Consider the following 17,978-nt stretch of genomic DNA (forward strand, 5'->3'; position numbering starts at 1 on the left):
TAGCGTGAGCGCATGCCGCGACCCGACAGTCCACTGTCCGATGCGCAGCAACGGCAGTGGGTCGCCGACCAGTTGGTCACCGACCCTCCGGACCACGTGGTGCTGGGCTGGCGTGTGCGCGGCCCCCTCGACATGACCGCGTTACGGTCTGCGCTGACCGCGCTGATGGACCGGCATCCCCAGCTCCGCACCCGACTCGACGCAGCGGAGGCCGTACCGCGCCGGACGGTGTCCGCCGCCCTGGAGTACGAGCTGACGGTCGTCGGCCAACTCCCGGGCGAGGACGGGCCGGACGCCGTGGAGACGGTGATCCAGCGGCCGTTCAACCTGACCGGTGGGCCGCTGGTGCGTGCCGTCGTGAGCAACTCCGTAGACGATGCCGCGCTGACGCTGGCTGTGCCCCGCATCGTCTGCGACCCGTACTCCGCAGGGCTGCTGCAGGCCGACCTCGCGTCCCTGTACCGGGCCGCACTCACCGGCGCCCCGCCGCCAGCCCCGCAGACGCCCTCGGTCCCGGCACAAGGCCCCACCCCCGACCAGCTGGACGATCAAATCCGCTTCTGGCAGCGCCGGTTGGCAGACCTCCCGATTCTGGCCGACCTCCCGACCGATCTGCCCCGCCCACCCGTGCACACCCAGCGCGCCCGCACCGTCTTCCTCGACGTACCCCACGACGCCGTGCGGCGACTGGGCGGCCAAAGGGGCTCTGGAACAGCGGAGTTCAGTGTCTTCGGCGCCGCTCTCGCCGCCCTGCTGGCCCGCTACTCGCGCTCCCGCGACGTCGCGTTCGCCACGCAGACACCCGGCGCCAGGCAGGCGGGCGGTGAAACGACTGTCGGCTGCATCGCCAACCTGCTCACCCTGCGCGTCGACGTGGCCGACGCTCCATCCCTGCGGACGCTGGTCGACCGGGTCCACCGAGCCGTGGGGGATGCGGTCGAGAACTCGGCCGTCCCCTTCCAGCGACTGATCGGGCACCTCGACGTCGACCGCGATCCGAGTCGGCACCCGATCGCCCAGGTGGCACTGGACGTGCGGCCCACGCCCGTCACCGAAGAAGCGGAGCCGGCCCGGTGCCTCAGGTCCGAGCCCGTGGCGTCGCCCCGTTCCCCTTTCGACCTGTCCGTGACCGTCATCGATACGGGCCGGGCGTACAACGTCGGCTTCTCCTGCAACGCCGACCTGTTCACCGCCGACGCCCACACACGCATGGCAGGCCACTTCCGCCGATTGCTGGACGAGGGGCTCGGGGATCCCGAGCGGCCGCTGTCCCAACTGGACCTGCTTGGCCCGCAGGAGCGGCACACCGTCACCGCCGACGACATGCGGCCCACTCCCGAGGCCACGGTGCTCGACCTCTTCGAGCGGCAGGTGGCCGCCGCCGGCGACGCGATCGCCCTGTGGAACCCGCCGTACCGGCGGACGTACGCCGAGCTGGACACAGAGGCCCAGCAGGTGGCGGGCCATCTGGTCGGCCTCGGTGTACGGCCGGACGACCGGGTCGCCCTCCTCCTGCCGCGCGGCCCGGAGCAGGTCGTGGCGATGTTGGCCGTTCTCAAGGCAGGCGGCGCCTACGTTCCGCTCGACCCCGCCCATCCGCGGGAGCGGACGGAGTTCGTCCTGCGGGACAGCGAGGCACAGCTGGTGCTGACCGATCAGCAGCTGTCTGTCCGGCTTCCCGACGGGATCCGGCGTCTGCACCTGGATCTGCCGCTGCCCGCCACGAGCGGACGCCCGCCGCGGTCGGCGACGGTCCTGCCGGACAGCCTCGCGTACATCATCTACACGTCGGGGTCCACCGGCGTGCCGAAGGGAGTAGCGGTCACCCACCGCTGTGTCGTCCGGCTGGTGTCCGGCCTGGACCAGGTCGAGGTGAGTCCGGACGACACGCTACTGATGCTCGCCCCCACGGCCTTCGACGCGTCCACCTTCGAGGTGTGGCACGCGCTGTGCCACGGGTCCCGGCTGGCGATCCATCCCCCTGGCCCGATCGGCCCCCGCGAACTCGGCGGGGAGCTGGAGCGGTTGGGGGTGACCGTTCTGTGGCTGACGGCCCAGCTGGCCAACCTGGTGGCAGACGTGCACCCACAGGCACTGGAGCTGGTGCGCACCTTGGTCGTCGGTGGTGAGGCGCTGTCCGTGCCGCATCTGCGGGCGCTGCTGGACGGTCGTCCCGGCCTGCGCATCGTCAACGGCTACGGCCCCACCGAGACAACCACCTTCGCCACGACGCATCCCGTCGTGCCGGAGGAGCTCGACGAGGCCACCAGGGTCCCGATCGGCCGCCCGATCGGCGGCACCCGCTGCTACGTCGTCGACGAAGCCGGAAACCCGGTGCCGGTGGGGATCGTCGGGGAGCTGCTGGTCGGCGGTGCCGGCGTGGCCCGGGGATACCTGCGTCGCCCCGGCCTGACCGCCGAACGGTTCGTGCCCGACCCGTTCGGGCCGCGGGGCGGCCGGCTGTATCGCACCGGGGATCTGGCACGCCGACGTGCCGACGGCGTCATCGAGTTCGCAGGCCGCATCGACGACCAGGTCAAGCTACGCGGCTTCCGCATCGAACCGGGCGAGGTCCGGGCCGTCCTGGTCTGTCATTCGGCCGTACGCGACGCCTTCGTCACCGTGAGCGGCAGTGGGCTGGCGGCCGAGCTCGTCGCCTACGTGGTGGCGGACGAGCAGTGTCCCGCGGACGGCGGCGCACTGCGGGCGTATCTGCTCGAACGGCTGCCCGAGCCGCTGGTGCCGGGGAGGTTCGTGTCCCTGGAGCGCCTGCCGCTGACGCCCAACGGAAAGGTGGACCGCCGGGCGCTGCCCGGACAGAGCGGCCCGCCGCAGCGCCGGGCCCCCGGCTCGCCGCCGGTCTCGGAGTGGGAGAAGACGGTCAGTGACGTCTGGGCCACGGTGCTCGGCCGATCGCCCTACGTGGGCGAGGACTTCTTCGCGCTCGGCGGCACCTCCCTCGACCTGCTGAGGGTGGCCGCCGAGCTGACTGCGCGGTGCGGCACCACCGTGGCGCCGCGCACCCTGGTCGGTGCGCGCACCGTGGCGGAACTCGCCGCGGCGCTGGAAGGAGCGGCCACGGTCAGCGCATCGGACCACCAGTGACGTACAGCATGTGCCCGGAGACGAACCCCGCGTTCTCGCCGACGAGGAACGCGACGGCGTGCGCCACGTCCTCGGGCTGCCCCACCCGCCGCACCGGGGTCTGCGCGGCCACCATCTGCTGGAACCGGTCGAATTCCATGCCCATCCGCGCAGCCGTCCGCGCAGTCATGTCGGTGACGATGTAACCGGGGGCCACCGCGTTCACGGTCACGCCGTAGGGCCCCAGTTCGATGGCGAGCGTCCGGGTCAGACCGTCGATCCCGGCCTTCGCGGCGGAGTAGTTGGCCTGGTCACGGTTGCCCAGCGCCGAGGAGCTGGAGAAATTGACGATGCGTCCCCAGCGCTGTTCGAGCTGGTAGGGACGGATGGCCTGGCACATCAGGAACGGTCCGCGGAGGTTCACGTCGACGACGGAGTCCCAGTCGTCCAGCGACAGGTCCTCCATCGGCCGGTCCCTGATGACGCCAGCGTTGTTGACCAGGATGACCGGCGGACCGAGCTCACCCGCCACGTCGGCCAGCGCGCCCTTGACCTGGTCGGGGTCGCCGACGTCGGCGACGACAGGGTGGGCCCTGCCCCCGGCCGCGCGAACGCGTTCCGCGGTGGCCTCAGCGGTCTCGGCGTCGACGTCGAGGACGCCGACCGCGGTACCTTCGGCGGCCAGGCGCAGCGCCGTGGCGGCGCCGATGCCACGCCCTGCACCGGTGACGACCGCTACACGCGGTGACGTCATGTTTCCCTCGATTCCATCCGCAGACGCAGGCTCAACGGCCGCATGTCGGTCCAGACCTCCTCGATATGGGCCAGGCACTCCTCCTTGGAGCCGCGCGGACCACTCTCCCGCCAGCCGGCCGGGACGTCCCGGCTCACCGGCCAGATCGAGTACTGCTCCTCGTCATTGACAACGACGGTGTACGACGTCACGTGGATGGATCCTCGTCTCTCGTGGCCGGTCCGGACGCGTGCGGCTCGGTCAGGGCGGTGCGGATGACGCGCGCCACCTCCTCGCCCTGCTCGACCAGGTAGAAGTGGTCCCCGGGCAGCAGATGCGAGACACAGGCGCCTCGGGTGACGGTGGCCCACTCGTTCAGGTCCCAACCGGCCGGCGTGGAGTCGTCCTTGCCGTTCAGAACCGTGATCGGCGCCCGCACCGGCGGCCCGGCCACGACGCCGCTCAGCACCAGCCCCAGATCGGCCCGCATCACCCGCAGCACCATCTCCCGCAGTTCGGGATGGCGCAGCAGCATCTCGTAGTTGGGGGCGCCGGTCCCGCCGAGCGCGTCCAGGATGACCTCATCGGACGCGTCCTTCGGGAACGTCGCCGTCGGCCGCTGGGACGGCCCGCCGTGGCCGGACACGAACACGTGCGCCACCGGAATGCCGGCTCCCTCCAGAGCACGGCACAGGTTGACCGCGAGCACCGCGCCCATGCTGTGTCCGAAGACCGCGATCCGGCGGAACCCGGCCCGGGAGACCATGTCGGCGAGCTCGGCGATGAGCGTCGGCTGATCCGTGAACGGAGGCTCGCTCAGGCGCGTCTCCCGGCCCGGCAACTGCACGGGCACCACGTCCACGTCCGGCTCGGCCCCGGCCAGCCAGCCGCGGTAGCTCGACGCGTTGCCACCGCTGTGCGGCAGAGCCAGCAGCTGGATGTCGCCCCACGGACGGTCGAGACCGCCGAGGAACCAGCGGTCCAGGTCGCCCGAGTCGCCACCGGGTTCGGCACCGGTTCTCATGGTCCACCTCCGTAGTCGGCCCGATGCGGATACGTCATGACAGCCCGTCCCGGCCGAGTTCGGACAGGCGCCTTCGAGGGTCGACCAGCGCGGCGCGCAACGTCCGGCCGAAGTCGTCCACCACGCTCCGTGCGATCGACTCCGTCAGCACGTCCGCGTTGAACTCGACCGTGCAGCTCAGGGCCGAGCCCCGGCGGACGATGGCGATGTCCAGGTCGAACTTGGCCGTGCCTGTGTCGACGTTGGTCACCTCGACCGCCAGTCCGGTCAGCTCCGGCGCCGCGGCCGTGGTGTCGTCGACGTAGAAGACCACGTCGATCAATGGTGTGCGGCCCAGTGTGCGGCTCGGCAGGAGTTCCTCCACGAGCCTGTCGAACGACACCTCCTGGCGGGCGTAACCGGCCAGGGCGGTCTCGCGCGTGCGAGCCAGCAGCTCGGCGAAGGACGGGTCGCCCGACAGGTCGGCCCGCAGGACCAACGTGTTGACGAAGAACCCGATCAGCGGTTCCAGTTCGGGGCGCGACCGCAGGGACACCGGGGTGCCGACCCCGAAGTCCTCCTGCCCGGTGAGTCGGCCGAGGGTGACGTTCAGCGCGGCGAGCAGCACCATGAACTCGGTCGCCCCGTGTACCCGGGCCACCGCGCCCAGCCGAGAGGTGTCCGCCGGGTCCAGCAGAGCGGCCCGGTGCCGGCCGCCCGCGCCGCTGCGCACGCGGGGCCGCGGGTGACCGGTGGGCAGCTGGAGGGTGGGCAGGCCGCGGAGCTGCTCCCGCCAGTACTCCAGATCGAGCCGCTCGACCGTCGCACCACGCTGCCGCTGCCGCTGCCGCTGCCAGAGGGCGTAGTCGGCGTACTGGACCGGCAGCGCCCCCAGGGCACCCGGTCGCCCCGCGAGGTGCGCCCCGTACACCTCTCCCACCTCGGCGAACAGGAGCCGGAAGGACTCGGCGTCGGCCGCCGCGTGGTGCACCACCAAGCAGAGCAGGTGTTCCTCCGCCGTGACCCGCAGCAACTCGGCGCGGATCAACGGGGCCCGGTCCAGCCGGAACGGTTTCCGCGCCGCCGCGACCGCGGCCTCCTCCGCCCTGGCCCGCGCCTCGGCGACGGGCAGGTGCGACAGGTCGGTCTCGTGCAGCTCGAAGACACTGGCGGGCTCGACCACCTGCACCGGCAGCCGGTCGTCACCCAGCACGAACCGGGAGCGCAGCACTTCATGACGCTCCACCACCTCGACCAGCGCCGAGCGCAACGCGTCGGTGTCCAGCCGACCGCGCAGCCACACATGCACCGGCACGTTGTAGTCGGCGCTGCCAGGGTGCAACTGATCGAGGAACCACAGACGCTGCTGGTCCACCGACAGCGGCGCCGGGCCGGCGTGCGGCCGGGGGCGCACCGGGGAACCCGCACCGTCGGCGACGGCGGGTGCCTCCGCCACGGCCTCCGCCAGCTCGCCGACCCGCCGGTGCTCGAAGAACGTCCGCACCGAGAGCTCCACGCCGCATTCCGAGCGCAGCCGGGCCACGACCCGCGCCGCCTGGTACGAGTTGCCGCCGACCACGAAGAAGTCATCGTCGACGCCGAACCCGTCGTGCTCGAGCACTTCCGCCCACACCGCATGGACCGCCTTCTCCCACTCGGTACGCGGCGGCCGGCCCGCGCTGTCGGGGCGCGGCCTGCGCGGCGCGGGCAGTCGTGCCGTGTCCACCTTGCCGTTGGGCGACAACGGCAGCTCGCCGAGCCGCGTGATCGTCGCGGGGACCATGTAGTCGGGCAGCTGCCCCCGCGCATGGTGGAACAAGTCCTCGACGTCGACACCGTCGCCATCGGCGACGACGTACGCCGCCAGCTCCGCCGCCGCGCCCCGACCCTGCCGCAGCACGTGGGCGTCCCGCACCGCGGTGTGCCGGCGGAGCACGGTGGCGACCTCCGCGAGCTCGATGCGGTAGCCGCGGATCTTGACCTGATCGTCGTCCCGGCCGAGGAAGTGCAGGGTGCCGTCCGGCAGCCAGCGCACGATGTCCCCGGTGCGATAGACGCGCTGCCCGACAGGGCCGAACGGGTCCGGAACGAAGCTGTCCGCGGTCAGGGACCGCGCCCCGAGGTAGCCGCGGGCGAGACCTCGCCCGCCGATCCACAGCTCTCCGGGCACGCCGATCGGCAGCAGCTCGCCGTCCCTGCCGACCACGTACACCCGCGTGTCGCCGACCGGCCGGCCGAGCGGTACGGGGGTGGCGTCCTCGGCCGGTGCAGAGGCTATGTGGTGGAGGGTGGTGTTCGTGGTGGACTCGGTGGGGCCGTAGCAGTTGAGAAGCCGCAGACCGGGCAGCGCGCGCAGCAGCCGGCGCAGGTGCGGCACGGACGGCGCCTGGCCGCCGATGCCCAACTGCCGTACACCCGCGAACAGATGGGGATCGGTGTCGATGGTCAGCTGCGCCAGCGCGGCCGACAGCCACAGGACGGACACCTGGTGTCTGCGGATGGCTGCGCCGAGGTCGACCGGGTCGATCAGTCGCTCCGCGGGCACCGCGAGGGACGCCCCGTGCGCCAGGGGCAGCCAGATGTCCAGGTTGGAGGCATCGAAGTTGGTCGGCTGCACCATCAGGAACGTGTCGTCGGGGTCGACCGGCGACTGGTCGCAGCCCAGCACCAGCCGCACCAGCGCATGGTGCGGAACGGCGACCCCCTTCGGCCGCCCCGTCGAGCCGGACGTGTACATGATGTACGCGAGGGACTCCGGATCGGCACCGGGCGGGTTGTCGGCCGGACGGGCGTCGATGCGCGGACGATCCTCCTCCAGGTCGATGAAGTGGGAGAGGCCGGTGGGCAGCTTCTCCCGCACCGCCCGACGGCCGACGGCGAAGTCCGACCCACTGTCGGCGAGCAGCAGCCGGATCCGCTCGGCTGGATGCGTGGGATCGAGCGGCAGATAGGCTCCACCGGCCTTCAGCACCGCGAGCATGGCGACGACCAGGTCCGCGCTGGGCGGCAGACAGAGGGCGACGATCACGTCCGGGCCCACGCCGAGGTCGATCAGATGACGGGCCAGCCGGTTGGCGGCCGCGTTCAGCTCCGCGTAGGTGAGCCGCCTCGCCGGGTCGGTCACGGCGATACTCGCGCCGGAGGCCGCGACCTGCCGCTCCACCACCGCGGTGATGGTGTCCATCGGCGTGGAGGCGGTCTCGTTGAACGTGCCGAGCAGCTGTCGCCGCTCGTCCGGTTCCAGCATGTCGAGCTCGGACAGCCGCCGCTCGGGGGCGTCCAGCGCCGAGCGCAGGAGCTGCCGGTAGTGCCCGGCCAGCCGAGCCACGGTCTCCCGGTCGAACAGGTCCGAGCTGTAGTTGACCCGTCCGGTGAGCCGCCCCTGCCGGCTGGTGCGTATCTCCACGACGAGGTCGAAGGCGGCGGTCCGCTCCTCGACCGGGATCTTCGTCGCCTCGACGCCCGCCAGCGACAACTGGTCCTCCGGCGCGTCGATCACCTGGAAGAGCACCTGCACCAGCGGGTTGACCCCCACGTCACGGGTCACCCCAAGGCTGCTCACCAGGTCCTCGAACGGCACCTCGGAGTGGTCGCCCGCCGCGAGCGTCGTCCCGGTCACCTGCTGGAGCAGCGCGGCGAACGTTGGATCTCCGGAGCAGTCGGCGCGCAGCGGAACCGTGTTGACCAGGAAGCCGACCAGGTCCTGAACCTCGCGCCGCGTGCGGTTGGCGAACGGCGTGCCGACGATCACGTCCTTGTCGCGCCCGTACCGGGAGAGCAGGGTGAAGAACGCCGTCAGCAGCGTCATGAACGAGGTGACGCCAGCGCGGTGGCCAAACGCGGCGAGGTCGGCCGCGGTACCGGGCGGGAGGTCGAAGTAGAGGGTGCCGCCACGCCGGGTCGGCCGGGCCGACCGGGTCCGGTCCGTGGGCAGCTCTGGTCGGACCGGCGCTCCGGCGAGCTGCCGGCGCCAGTAGGCCAGGCCCTCCCGGTGCGCGTCTCCGCCGAACGTCGCCCGCTGCCAGCGCGCATAGTCCCGGAACCGGAGCGTCACCGGAGGCAGGTCGGGCGGCAGGCCGCGGCGGAAGGCACCGTAGAGCTCGCTTAGTTCATGGAAGAGGACCTCGGTCGCGCGTCCGTCGGCGACCACGTGGTGCACTACCCAGACGAGGACGTGCTCGCGCGGGCCGCAGCGTACGAGCGTGACCCGGATCAGCGGACCGGTGGACAGGACGAACGGCTTCGCCGCCTCCGCCGCGAGCAGATCGTCCAGGTCACTGCGCGGCGCGTCGGTCAGGTCCCGCATGGTCAGCCCCGCCGTCGGTTCCGGGTCCACCACTTGGCGGGGCACGCCGTCGGTCGCCACATAACGGGTGCGCAGGATCTCGTGCCGGACGACGAGTTCACTCACGGCACGGCGCAGCGCCCCGGCGTCGAGCTCCCCGCGCAGCCGGAATACCTCGATGACGTTGTACGCCGGGTCTCCCGGCTGCAACTGGTCAAGAAACCACAGGCGTTGCTGCGACGAGGACAGCGGAATGTCCCCCTTGTCGGCCGTGACCGGGATGGGGGCGGAGGCGGGTGCGGAGCCGTGCGCTCCTTGGTTCCCCGCCCCTGCGCCTGCGCCTGCGCCTGCGCCTGCCCCCGCTCCGCGACGGCGCTCGACTGCTTCCGCGAGCGCCTTCGGGGTGGGATTGCGGAAGAACCGGCTCATCGGGATCTCCACCCCGAAGGCATCGCGTACCCAGGACAGCAGCCGGATCGCCCGGATGCTGTCGCCGCCCGTGGCGAAGAAGTTGGTGTCGCCGGTGACGGGAGCGCCGGGCAGGAGAGGGCCATAACCCTCCACCCCGATCCGCCGAACCAGGTCGGTCGCCCCGTCCTGCGTGGCACCGTCGAGACCGGCGTGCGCCGCCGGACCACAAGCGGGGGCGGAGGTGGACGCACCACTGGCCGCCAGCGCGGCTAGGTCGACCTTGCCGGAGGCGGTGATCGGAATCCGCTCCACCTCGGTCAACAGCGTCGGCACCATGTATGAGGGCAGCCGGTCGGCGAGGTGGCGGCGGATGCCGTCCAGGTCGGTCCACTGCCCGGCCGTGGGCACCAGATAGCCGACGAGCGTGCCGTCGAGGTCGGCGACGACGGCGGCGGACACCTCGGGCAGCCTGGTGAGCGCCGCCTCGATCTCCCCGAGTTCCACGCGCTGCCCGCGGACCTTCACCTGCCGGTCCCTGCGGCCGAGGAAGACGATGTCCCCCTCCGCCGACCAGCGGGCGAGGTCGCCGGTACGGTAGAGACGGCCGCCGGGCCGGAACGGATCGGGGAGAAAGCGGTCCGCGGTGCGGGCGGCGTCCCCCAGATACCCCCGTGCCACGCCGACGCCGCCAACGAACAGCTCACCCACCGCACCGGGGGGCACGGAACGCAGTTCGTCGTCGAGGATGTACGCCTGATGGTTGTCGACCGGCACACCGATGGGCGGCGGGGACCGCCACAGGCCGGTGCACTCCTTGTAGATGACGCCGATGGTGGTCTCGGTCGTCCCGTATCCGTTGACGAACCGCCGGTCGCGGGACCATCGCGTGGTCAGCTGGCCGGAGAACGGCTCGCCGCCGACCGAGACCAGCCGCAGTAGCGGTAAGCGGTCCGGGTCGAGCAACTCCAGCAGCGCCGGGGGGAGTTCGGCGACCGTGATCCCGCCGTCGGTGAGCGACCGAGTCAGCCCCTCGACCGAGCGCCGGTCGTCGTCACCGATCATGTGGAGCGAGGAGCCGCTGAGCAGGGCGCAGAAGATCTCGAACACGGACACGTCGAAGCCTGGGGAGGCGTACTGCAACATCCGGTCTTCGGGGGTGAGTTCGAAGAGCCGCTGCAGGGACGCGACGAAGTTGAGCGCGCTGTCGTGCTCGACGAGCACCGCGCGGGGCGCACCGGTGCTGCCCGAGGTGTACATCGCGTAGGCGAGCTGCCGCGGATCGGTGGGCGCCGGGAGGATCGCCGGCTCGTCGTCGACCGCGGGGTCGTGCGCGTCGAGGTCCACGACGGACCAGTCGCCCGCCGGGATCCGCTCGCGCAGCGCCGCGTCGGTGACGACCGCCGTGACGCCGGCGTTGGTGAGCAGCATCGCGAGTCGGCCCGGCGGCACCGCCGGATCGATCGGGAGCCAGGCCGCTCCGGCGTGGAGAGCGCCAAGGCAGGCGAGTACCCAGCGCTTGTCGTCACGGGTGACGTGGACGGCGACCAGGTCCTCCGGCCCGACCCCGACGGACATGCGCAGACGGTGCCCGATCCGGGCCGCCTCGCCGGCGGTCTCGCGGTAGGTGAGGGTGCCCGCCGCGTCCACCAGCGCGGGCCGGTCGGCGAAGCTCTGCCGGGCGAGGTCGAAGGCGGCAGTGAGCGTGCCGGGGCGGCGGGAGCGCGCGGTGCGGTTGGGCTCCTCTGTCACCGCGTGCAGCGCGTCCCTGGAGAGAGCGCGCAGCGTGCACAGCGGTACGTCCGGCTCGGCGAGCGCGGCCTCCAGCAGCGCCTCCGTCTCCCGGAGCACTCCCTCGACCAGCCCGGTCTCGTGGCGGTCTGGGTCGTATCCGGCGGTGAGCGTACCGGTGGTGTGGAACCGGAAGTGGACGTCGGCGACGTCGGCGTCGTACACGATCCCGGTCTGCCGCAACTCACCGTGCTCGATCTCCAGCAGGATCGGCGGCACCGTGCGTGCGGGCGTGCGGGCGCCGTTCGACCGGGCCTCGGCGAGCGCGCACTCGGTGGCCGGGATGAGGTCGGACATCGACCGGGCCGGATCGACCGTGAGCGCGAGCTGTCGGCTCCCTCTGATCCCGTCGCGTACGGCAACCAGCAGCTCCGACTCCGCGCAGTACCGGGCGACGGACGCGAGCAGGGCCGTGGTCAGGACGGAGCCGAACGGCACTCCGGTCTGCGCGGCGCTCTCGCGCAGGGCCTTGACCATGACCTCGCCGAGGGGGCGGACGACCCGGCGGCGCTCGGCCGGTGCCGCCGGCCCGTGGGCCACCGCACGGGGCAGCGCCGTGGGAACCGGCTGCGGCCCGGCGGGCGGCACGGGCCGGGCAGCGACGGCGCGGATCCGGCGCAGAAATCGGGTGCGTCGCTCTGAGAGAGTGCTCTCCGGGTGCATCTGGCCACTTCCTTCGCGCAGGGATCAGCGCGGGTTCGCGCCGGGGCACGGTGCGGACCCGATGAGGCCTTGCGGTTCTCAGCCGGTGACGGTGTCCGGGTCGGCGGCGTCAGCCGAGGTCTGGTCGATGAACGACGCGAGGTCGCGGACGGTGGAGTGCTCGAAGATGACCGAAAGGGGGATCTCAAATCCCCACACGTCACGCAGCTGATAGGTCACCAGCGTCGCGAACATCGAATGCCCGCCAATGGCGAAAAAGTTGTCGTCAAGACCGAACTGGTCGTGCTTCAGCACCTCGGTCCAGATTTCCGCCACGCGAGACTCGGTCGTCGTCGGCTCGTTCATGTCGGCGTTAAGCAAGACCTTCTCCCCCATGAATTGATCACTCGAATCTCGGTAGCCGTACTGACTGCCGGCATCGAACGCACATCGTACGTCACTAGGTTGCAACGCGCGGAGGCACACAAGCGCAAGTTGTGATGCAGTTTCCGGCCAACCATGGTGGCTGATATGAAGCTTGACCGGTCAGATTCGTTATGCCTAGCCTCGTGCAGGCATTCGACTGAACGGGGGAAGGATCAACGGGTGGCTTAGTCTTGTGTTTCCGGCGTTGAGCAATTCGCTCCGCCGTGCCCCGATTTTCGGGAGACTTCCGGCACCCCATGTGGAGCGTCCCTCGAGAGCCGCCCCTTCCGAGAGGTTTCCTGTGCTGCGCGTTGCTTTCGTCAACATGCCTTTTGCCGACTGGAATCGTCCTTCCTTCGCGCTCAGTCAACTCGCCGGCCTGATCGGCAACGAGTACGAAGGCCAGGCCACCGCCGAGGTCCACTACCTGAACGTCGACTTCACGAAGTACTTTGGCGTCGGTACCTACGAGGAGATATCCGGCGACATGACCCACCTCTACAGCGGGGTGGGCGAGTGGCTTTTCCGGCACATCGCGTTTCCCGATGAACCGGACAACTCCGAAAGCTACTTCAGCCGGTTCTACCGCGAACCCGCGTGGGAAGGGTTCCGCGAGGACCTGGAGCGGCGCCGCAAGGGCATCGAGACATTCCTGGCCGAGCTCATCGACCGGTACGACCTCGCGTCCGCGGACGTCGTCGGACTGACCACGATGTTCGCGCAGACGGTACCCGCCATCGCGCTCGCCAGGATGATCAAGGACCGGAACCCCGACGCGGTGACCCTCCTCGGAGGCTCGAACGTCGAGACCACGATGGGCGCCGTTCTGGCGGCCGAAGTGCCGTGTCTGGACTACGTCTTCTCCGGTCCGAGCCTGGTGAGCTTCAAGCAGTTCCTCGACAACCTGCTGGCCGGCCGCAGAGACGACATGCCCGCCATCCCGGGGGTCATCAGCTACGACAACTGCATGCAGCCGCAGGTTCGTATGGGCGTCGGCCGGGACCGGGACATCAACGACTACGTGCCGCTCGACTACGACGGCTTCGTCACCGCCATGGACGACGCCGAGGACGTCGTGGCGGAGGGACAGCTGGAACCCACCCTCTTCTTCGAGACCTCGCGCGGTTGCTGGTGGGGCGCACGCAGCCACTGCACGTTCTGCGGACTCAACGACGAGACCATCGGATTCCGGCAGATGGAACCCGACCTGGCGGTCCGCCAGTTCGAGTGGCTCTTCTCGTTCCACCCGCGGTTCAAGAACTACATGTGCACCGACTACATCCTGCCGAGGAACTACCCGACCGAGGTGTTCCCGAGGGTCGACGCACCGGACGACGCGTCCGTCTTCTACGAGATCAAGGTCCCGGTGAGCGTGCCCAACATGCAGGCCCTCGCCAAGGCGCAGGTCAACCGTGTGCAGGCCGGGATCGAGGCCGTCAACAGCGAGATGCTCAAGCTCCTGGGCAAGGGCACCACGGCGTTCCAGAGTCTGCAGTTCATGAAGCTCTGTCTGCAGTTCGGAATCCACCCGGAGTGGAACCTGCTTGTCGGCGCCCCCCAGGAGCCCGAGGAGATGTACGCCAAGTACGAACGGGACTTCCCCGCCCTGGTGCACCTCACGCCCCCGACCGGCGCCTTCTTCATCCGCTTCGACCGCTTCAGCCCCTACTTCAACGAGCGGCTCAAGTATGGTCTCGACCTGCGCCCGATGGACTTCTACCCCCTGGTCTTCCCCTTCGAGTCGCAGCAACTGGACCAGCTGGCCTACTTCTTCTCCGACCACGGTCCGGCGCCGTACGCCCTGACCGCGCTGAAGTGGTACCCCACGCTCCAGCGCGTGGTGGCCGACTGGCAGGCCACCTGGAAGGGTGCCGAACGCCCCCGCCTGGCACTCGTGCGCGACGAAGACGAGTCCTTCGTTGAGGACACCCGGTTCGGTGCGCTGCGGCGGATTCCGGTCGACGAGCGCATGCTGTCCCTCCTCCGGGCACTGAACTCGCCCCGCCGTCCAGACCAGTTGAACGCCCCGGACGGCATGTCCCCGGACGAGGTCGCCGAGGTGCTGGACCTGCTTCAGCAGCACCGGATCCTGTTCGAGGAGGACGGCCGATTCCTCAGCCTGGTCACCGGCGTCGAGGCCGTCGGCTAGACCGGACCGGTGAACCGAGAACCTGGCGCGAGATCGGGACGAGGGCGATGGAAGTGAGCAGTGCGGGTGGGCCGGATCGTGCCCTGGACAAGGAGGGTTCGGCCTCCTCTCCGGCACGCGCCGACGAGACCTGGCCCCACTTCGGCCGGCTGTGGCTGGCGAGCGCCGTGTCCGCCCTCGGCGACGGGGTGCGCAACTCCGCGCTGCCCCTGCTGGCGTTCTCGTTCACCGAGAATCCGGTGTTGTTGTCGCTGACCACCATCGTCACCGCGCTCGGCATGATGATGGCCCCGCTCGGCGGGGTGTGGGCGGACATCTTCAACCGGCGTGCCCTGCTCATCGCGATCGACTTGTGCCGGTTCGCCGTCGTCGGTCTGATCGCGCTGGGCGTGCTGACCGACACGCTCAACCTGGTCCTCGTGTACATCGCCGCGGCGGTGCTCGGCCTGGGCGAGTCCGTCTTCCTGGTCACGGCACAGGCGTTTCTACCCAAGGTGGTCCCGCCCGAGCGGCTGACCACGGCCAACGGCCGACTGCACGCGGTGCAGGTCGTGCTGCGGGACAGCGTCGGACAGCCCCTGGGCGGCCTACTGTTCGCGTTCGCCGCCGCGGCCCCGTTCATCCTCGACGGCGCCTCGTTCCTGCTGGGGGTCGTGCTGCTGCTGTTCCCCGCGCTGCGGACGGTACGGACGGACGCGACCGGACCACGCACCACCTGGTGGCAGATGATCCGCGAGGGCATGAGCTACCTGCGGGCGGACAAGTTGCTGATCCGGCTGGCTGTGGTCCTCGGCACCCTGAACTTCTTCACCATGAGCCTCGGCGTGCTGATGGTCCTCTACGTCGTCAAGTGGCTGGACCTGCCGGAGAGCGCGTACGGCTTCTTCCTCGCGGCGAACGCGCTCGGCGGGGTCCTGGGCGGGCTCAGCAGCGACTGGGTGCGGCGGAGAATCGGAGTGGTGCCGGGCGCGCTGGCAGCCATGGCTCTCATGGGAGTCTCCTGTCTGGTGCTCGGCGGGACCCGGGTCCCGGCCGTCGCCGCCGTCGCGTTCGGCGCCGTCGGAATCGGCATCGCCATCTGGCAGACGCTGATCACCGCCTTCCGGCAGACCACCATCCCGCAGGATATCCTCGGGCGCGTCAACGGTGTTTTCCGCCTGCTGTCGGTGTGTGTGTCACCGTTCGGCGCGATCACCGCTGGCGTGGTCGCAGAGTTCACCGAGGTCAATGTTCCGATACTCGTCTCCGGTGTCGGCATCCTCGCGCTCACCGCGATCAGCGGCAGACCACTGCTGCGGATGCGTGCGGCGCGGTCCGCACACTGAATTCGCGTGGCTGTGCACCCGGGCGAAAGCCGACACCGAACACCACCGACTGTTTCGCAGGTCTTCTCCGTCACCAGTCTGGTGCCGGAGGTGAGCGAGCAGGGCCTGGGCCGCAGGCTCTGCACGGCATCTCTCCAACGCGCTGCCGAGATCAGGGGCGGCTGATTCGGACGCTGGATACGATCGGCAGCTTTCATTCATGTCGCTGTGCCATGAGGGGGGCAGGGTGGGGATATGAACTGACGGTTCCGTGCACTCGTTTCCGCGTGTGCCGCGTCCGGCTACGGCACCTACCTCAACCTGATCGCACTGAGCCTTTTCTCCTACGAGGTCACCGGCACCGCGTTCGGAGTCGGCGCGGTGATGGCGTTACGGCTGTTCTCCGGTTTCCTGGCGGGGCTCGCTGCTGGGGCGCTGACGGCCCGGGCAGGCCGCCGGACCGTGGTGATCTGTACGGATGTCGCCCAAGGTGCGGCCCATGACCGTGCTGGCGCTCTGCACCTCACACACACCGCTGTGGCTGCTCGTCGGCGTGGCGGCGGTCCTGGGCGCGGGAAACACGTTCTTCACCGTTGCCCTGCGCAGTGCCGTTCCGGTCATGATCGGCCAGGAAGCGCGTACCCGTGCGAACGGGCTGCTGGTCGCTGCCCGGTCCTTGGCCATGGTGCTCGGCTTCGCCTCGGCGGCTCCGGTCATCGGGTTCGGCGGCTATGCCACCGCGTTCGCTGTCAATGCCGCGAGCTTTGCGATCTCTGCCGTAGCACTGCTGGTTCTGCGGCCCGCGCATGGACGGGGACGCAGCGGAGAGCGACGAACGAACGGTGCCGGACGGCCGGGGAGGCACCGAATCCGTGCTCGACGCGTCCCTCAGCAATGATCTGGGGGCGACCGCGGTGGCCCTGCGGCCGGAGTTGGCCAGGACCCTCAAGGCTGGCCAGACTGCCGGGGCACTAGCCGGCATGCTCTGCGGTACAGGGGCGACGACCGCTTTCCTCGCGGCAGACAGTCCGGGGGCGAACCGTATCGCGAACCGGCTGCTGGCTTCCGGAGTGTGTACGTCGGCACTTTGTCGCACACGGTCCCGTACCTGGACCGGCCTTGATTGGGGGAGTTCCTCCACGACAGCCAGGCGCTCGAGCCGCTCGTGTGCGGGATCCCGCCGATCCGCTCCCGTCGCGGGCCGCGCAGGATGACGGCCCGCCAAGCTCCACGCGGACAAGGGCTCCGACTTGCGAACGGCTGCTGGAGGCCGACGCGAACCACGTCGGTCGGCTCCGTCCCAGGCTTGCGAAGCACTGTTCAGGCGCCCACAACTCCGTCCCGATCCCGACCAGACGCCCCGGCGTGGGGAAGGCCACGCCAACCTGACCGGCCGGCTTCAAGAGGCCAAGGAACAGGGCTGGCTGGGCGAGGTCGCTGGCATGGAGACGACCAGGCCGACGCCTCCCAGAAGGTTGCAGCGATGCGCGACCTCGGCCCGGCACACCACTGTTGACCTCGGTGTGCCGGACTTCCACTCGGCCGGGCGGCGCAGCTCAGGGAGCTGAGTCTGGAAAGTGGGAGCGGAGAAGGTCATCGGACTGGGGCGTGGTCCGCGGCCTGGGAACCGTCACCGTGCCAGCATCAGGGGAATCACCCGCCCGATGGAGCCGGACGGGGTTGTCCCGATCCGTTTGGCGCCCATTGCTCGGTAGAACGGCTCGGCGTTCTGATCTGCGTGGCTTGAGACACGGACGAGCTCCATCTTCCGCGCGGTGGCGATGATGTGCTCGATCAGAAGACGGCCGATGCCCTGCCGATGGCTCTCGGCAATGGCATCCGGATCGACGATCACAGCTGCCGCCCCCGCGTCTGACAGGATGAACGCACGGCGACGGGGCGGCTGTTCTACGTCAACGGGAAGGAAGGCCAGGCCGCATCGCAGGACGGCCAGCGCGGCCTCGACGAACCGGGCCGACCTCGGCAGGCAGAGCGCGACGGTGCTCCCCGCGGGCAGATCAAGTGCCGCAATGCGGGCGGCAAGGGACCGGGAAGCCCGCTCCAGTTCCTGGTAGGTGATGTCACGTCCCTGGTCGACTTAGAGGTCCTAACAGAAGCTGTTGATCATGTGACTTTCGGCTTGGGTGGTCGTT

Annotated in this window: 9 protein-coding genes and 3 pseudogenes; 6 read left to right on the forward strand and 6 right to left on the reverse strand. The window is 70.1% G+C overall.

The annotated features are described in order from the left end of the window. Nucleotides 1-12 precede the first annotated feature (12 nt). Nucleotides 13-3,105, forward strand: coding sequence for a non-ribosomal peptide synthetase (locus tag OHT21_RS07565; protein WP_328767481.1), 3,093 nt, complete (start codon nt 13-15; stop codon nt 3,103-3,105). Here OHT21_RS07565 and OHT21_RS07570 read toward each other — a convergent pair. The 5 genes from OHT21_RS07570 to OHT21_RS07590 form a co-directional block, all read right to left on the reverse strand. Beyond that, the gene (locus OHT21_RS07570) at nt 3,083-3,838 is read right to left on the reverse strand and encodes an SDR family NAD(P)-dependent oxidoreductase (RefSeq protein WP_328767482.1); all 756 of its coding nucleotides are present in this window, start codon (nt 3,836-3,838) and stop codon (nt 3,083-3,085) included. The two genes, OHT21_RS07565 and OHT21_RS07570, sit on opposite strands and share 23 nt — an antisense overlap. Further along, nucleotides 3,835-4,029: an MbtH family protein gene (locus tag OHT21_RS07575; protein ID WP_328767483.1), complete on the reverse strand. Its 195-nt coding sequence runs from the start codon at nt 4,027-4,029 to the stop codon at nt 3,835-3,837. The genes OHT21_RS07570 and OHT21_RS07575 overlap by 4 nt, the downstream gene beginning before the upstream one ends. Continuing rightward, nucleotides 4,026-4,841: a thioesterase II family protein gene (locus OHT21_RS07580; RefSeq protein ID WP_328767484.1), complete on the reverse strand. Its 816-nt coding sequence runs from the start codon at nt 4,839-4,841 to the stop codon at nt 4,026-4,028. Before OHT21_RS07580 ends, OHT21_RS07575 begins: the two co-directional genes overlap by 4 nt. A 34-nt stretch (nt 4,842-4,875) precedes the next feature. Then, a complete protein-coding gene (locus OHT21_RS07585) occupies nt 4,876-11,967 on the reverse strand; it encodes a non-ribosomal peptide synthetase (RefSeq protein ID WP_328767485.1) in 7,092 nt (2,363 codons plus the stop codon). A gap of 78 nt (nt 11,968-12,045) precedes the next feature. Continuing rightward, the gene (locus OHT21_RS07590; RefSeq protein ID WP_328767486.1) at nt 12,046-12,342 is read right to left on the reverse strand and encodes a phosphopantetheine-binding protein; all 297 of its coding nucleotides are present in this window, start codon (nt 12,340-12,342) and stop codon (nt 12,046-12,048) included. A 331-nt stretch (nt 12,343-12,673) separates the two neighbouring features. Here OHT21_RS07590 and OHT21_RS07595 point away from each other — a divergent pair, with 331 nt between their 5' ends. The 5 genes and pseudogenes from OHT21_RS07595 to OHT21_RS07610 form a co-directional block, all read left to right on the forward strand. Then, nucleotides 12,674-14,521 carry a RiPP maturation radical SAM C-methyltransferase gene (locus tag OHT21_RS07595; RefSeq protein WP_328767487.1) on the forward strand — a complete coding sequence of 616 codons (1,848 nt, stop codon included), beginning with the start codon at nt 12,674-12,676 and terminating at the stop codon, nt 14,519-14,521. 47 nt (nt 14,522-14,568) lie between these two features. Next, nucleotides 14,569-15,846, forward strand: coding sequence for an MFS transporter (locus tag OHT21_RS07600; protein ID WP_328767488.1), 1,278 nt, complete (start codon nt 14,569-14,571; stop codon nt 15,844-15,846). 478 nt (nt 15,847-16,324) lie between these two features. Next, nucleotides 16,325-16,723: an MFS transporter gene (locus OHT21_RS07605; protein ID WP_328767489.1), complete on the forward strand. Its 399-nt coding sequence runs from the start codon at nt 16,325-16,327 to the stop codon at nt 16,721-16,723. After that, nucleotides 16,632-16,832: pseudogene (locus tag OHT21_RS44605) on the forward strand (hypothetical protein); the annotation flags it as partial. The gene OHT21_RS07605 and the pseudogene OHT21_RS44605, both read left to right, overlap by 92 nt. Before the next feature lie 128 nt (nt 16,833-16,960). Beyond that, nucleotides 16,961-17,081 (forward strand): annotated as a pseudogene (locus OHT21_RS07610) (IS5/IS1182 family transposase); the annotation flags it as partial. Between the two features lie 374 nt (nt 17,082-17,455). Here OHT21_RS07610 and OHT21_RS07615 read toward each other — a convergent pair. Next, nucleotides 17,456-17,908 (reverse strand): annotated as a pseudogene (locus OHT21_RS07615) (GNAT family N-acetyltransferase); the annotation flags it as partial. Nucleotides 17,909-17,978: the final 70 nt, after the last annotated feature.

This window comes from Streptomyces sp. NBC_00286 (genome assembly GCF_036173125.1).
GTDB lineage: Bacteria > Actinomycetota > Actinomycetes > Streptomycetales > Streptomycetaceae > Streptomyces.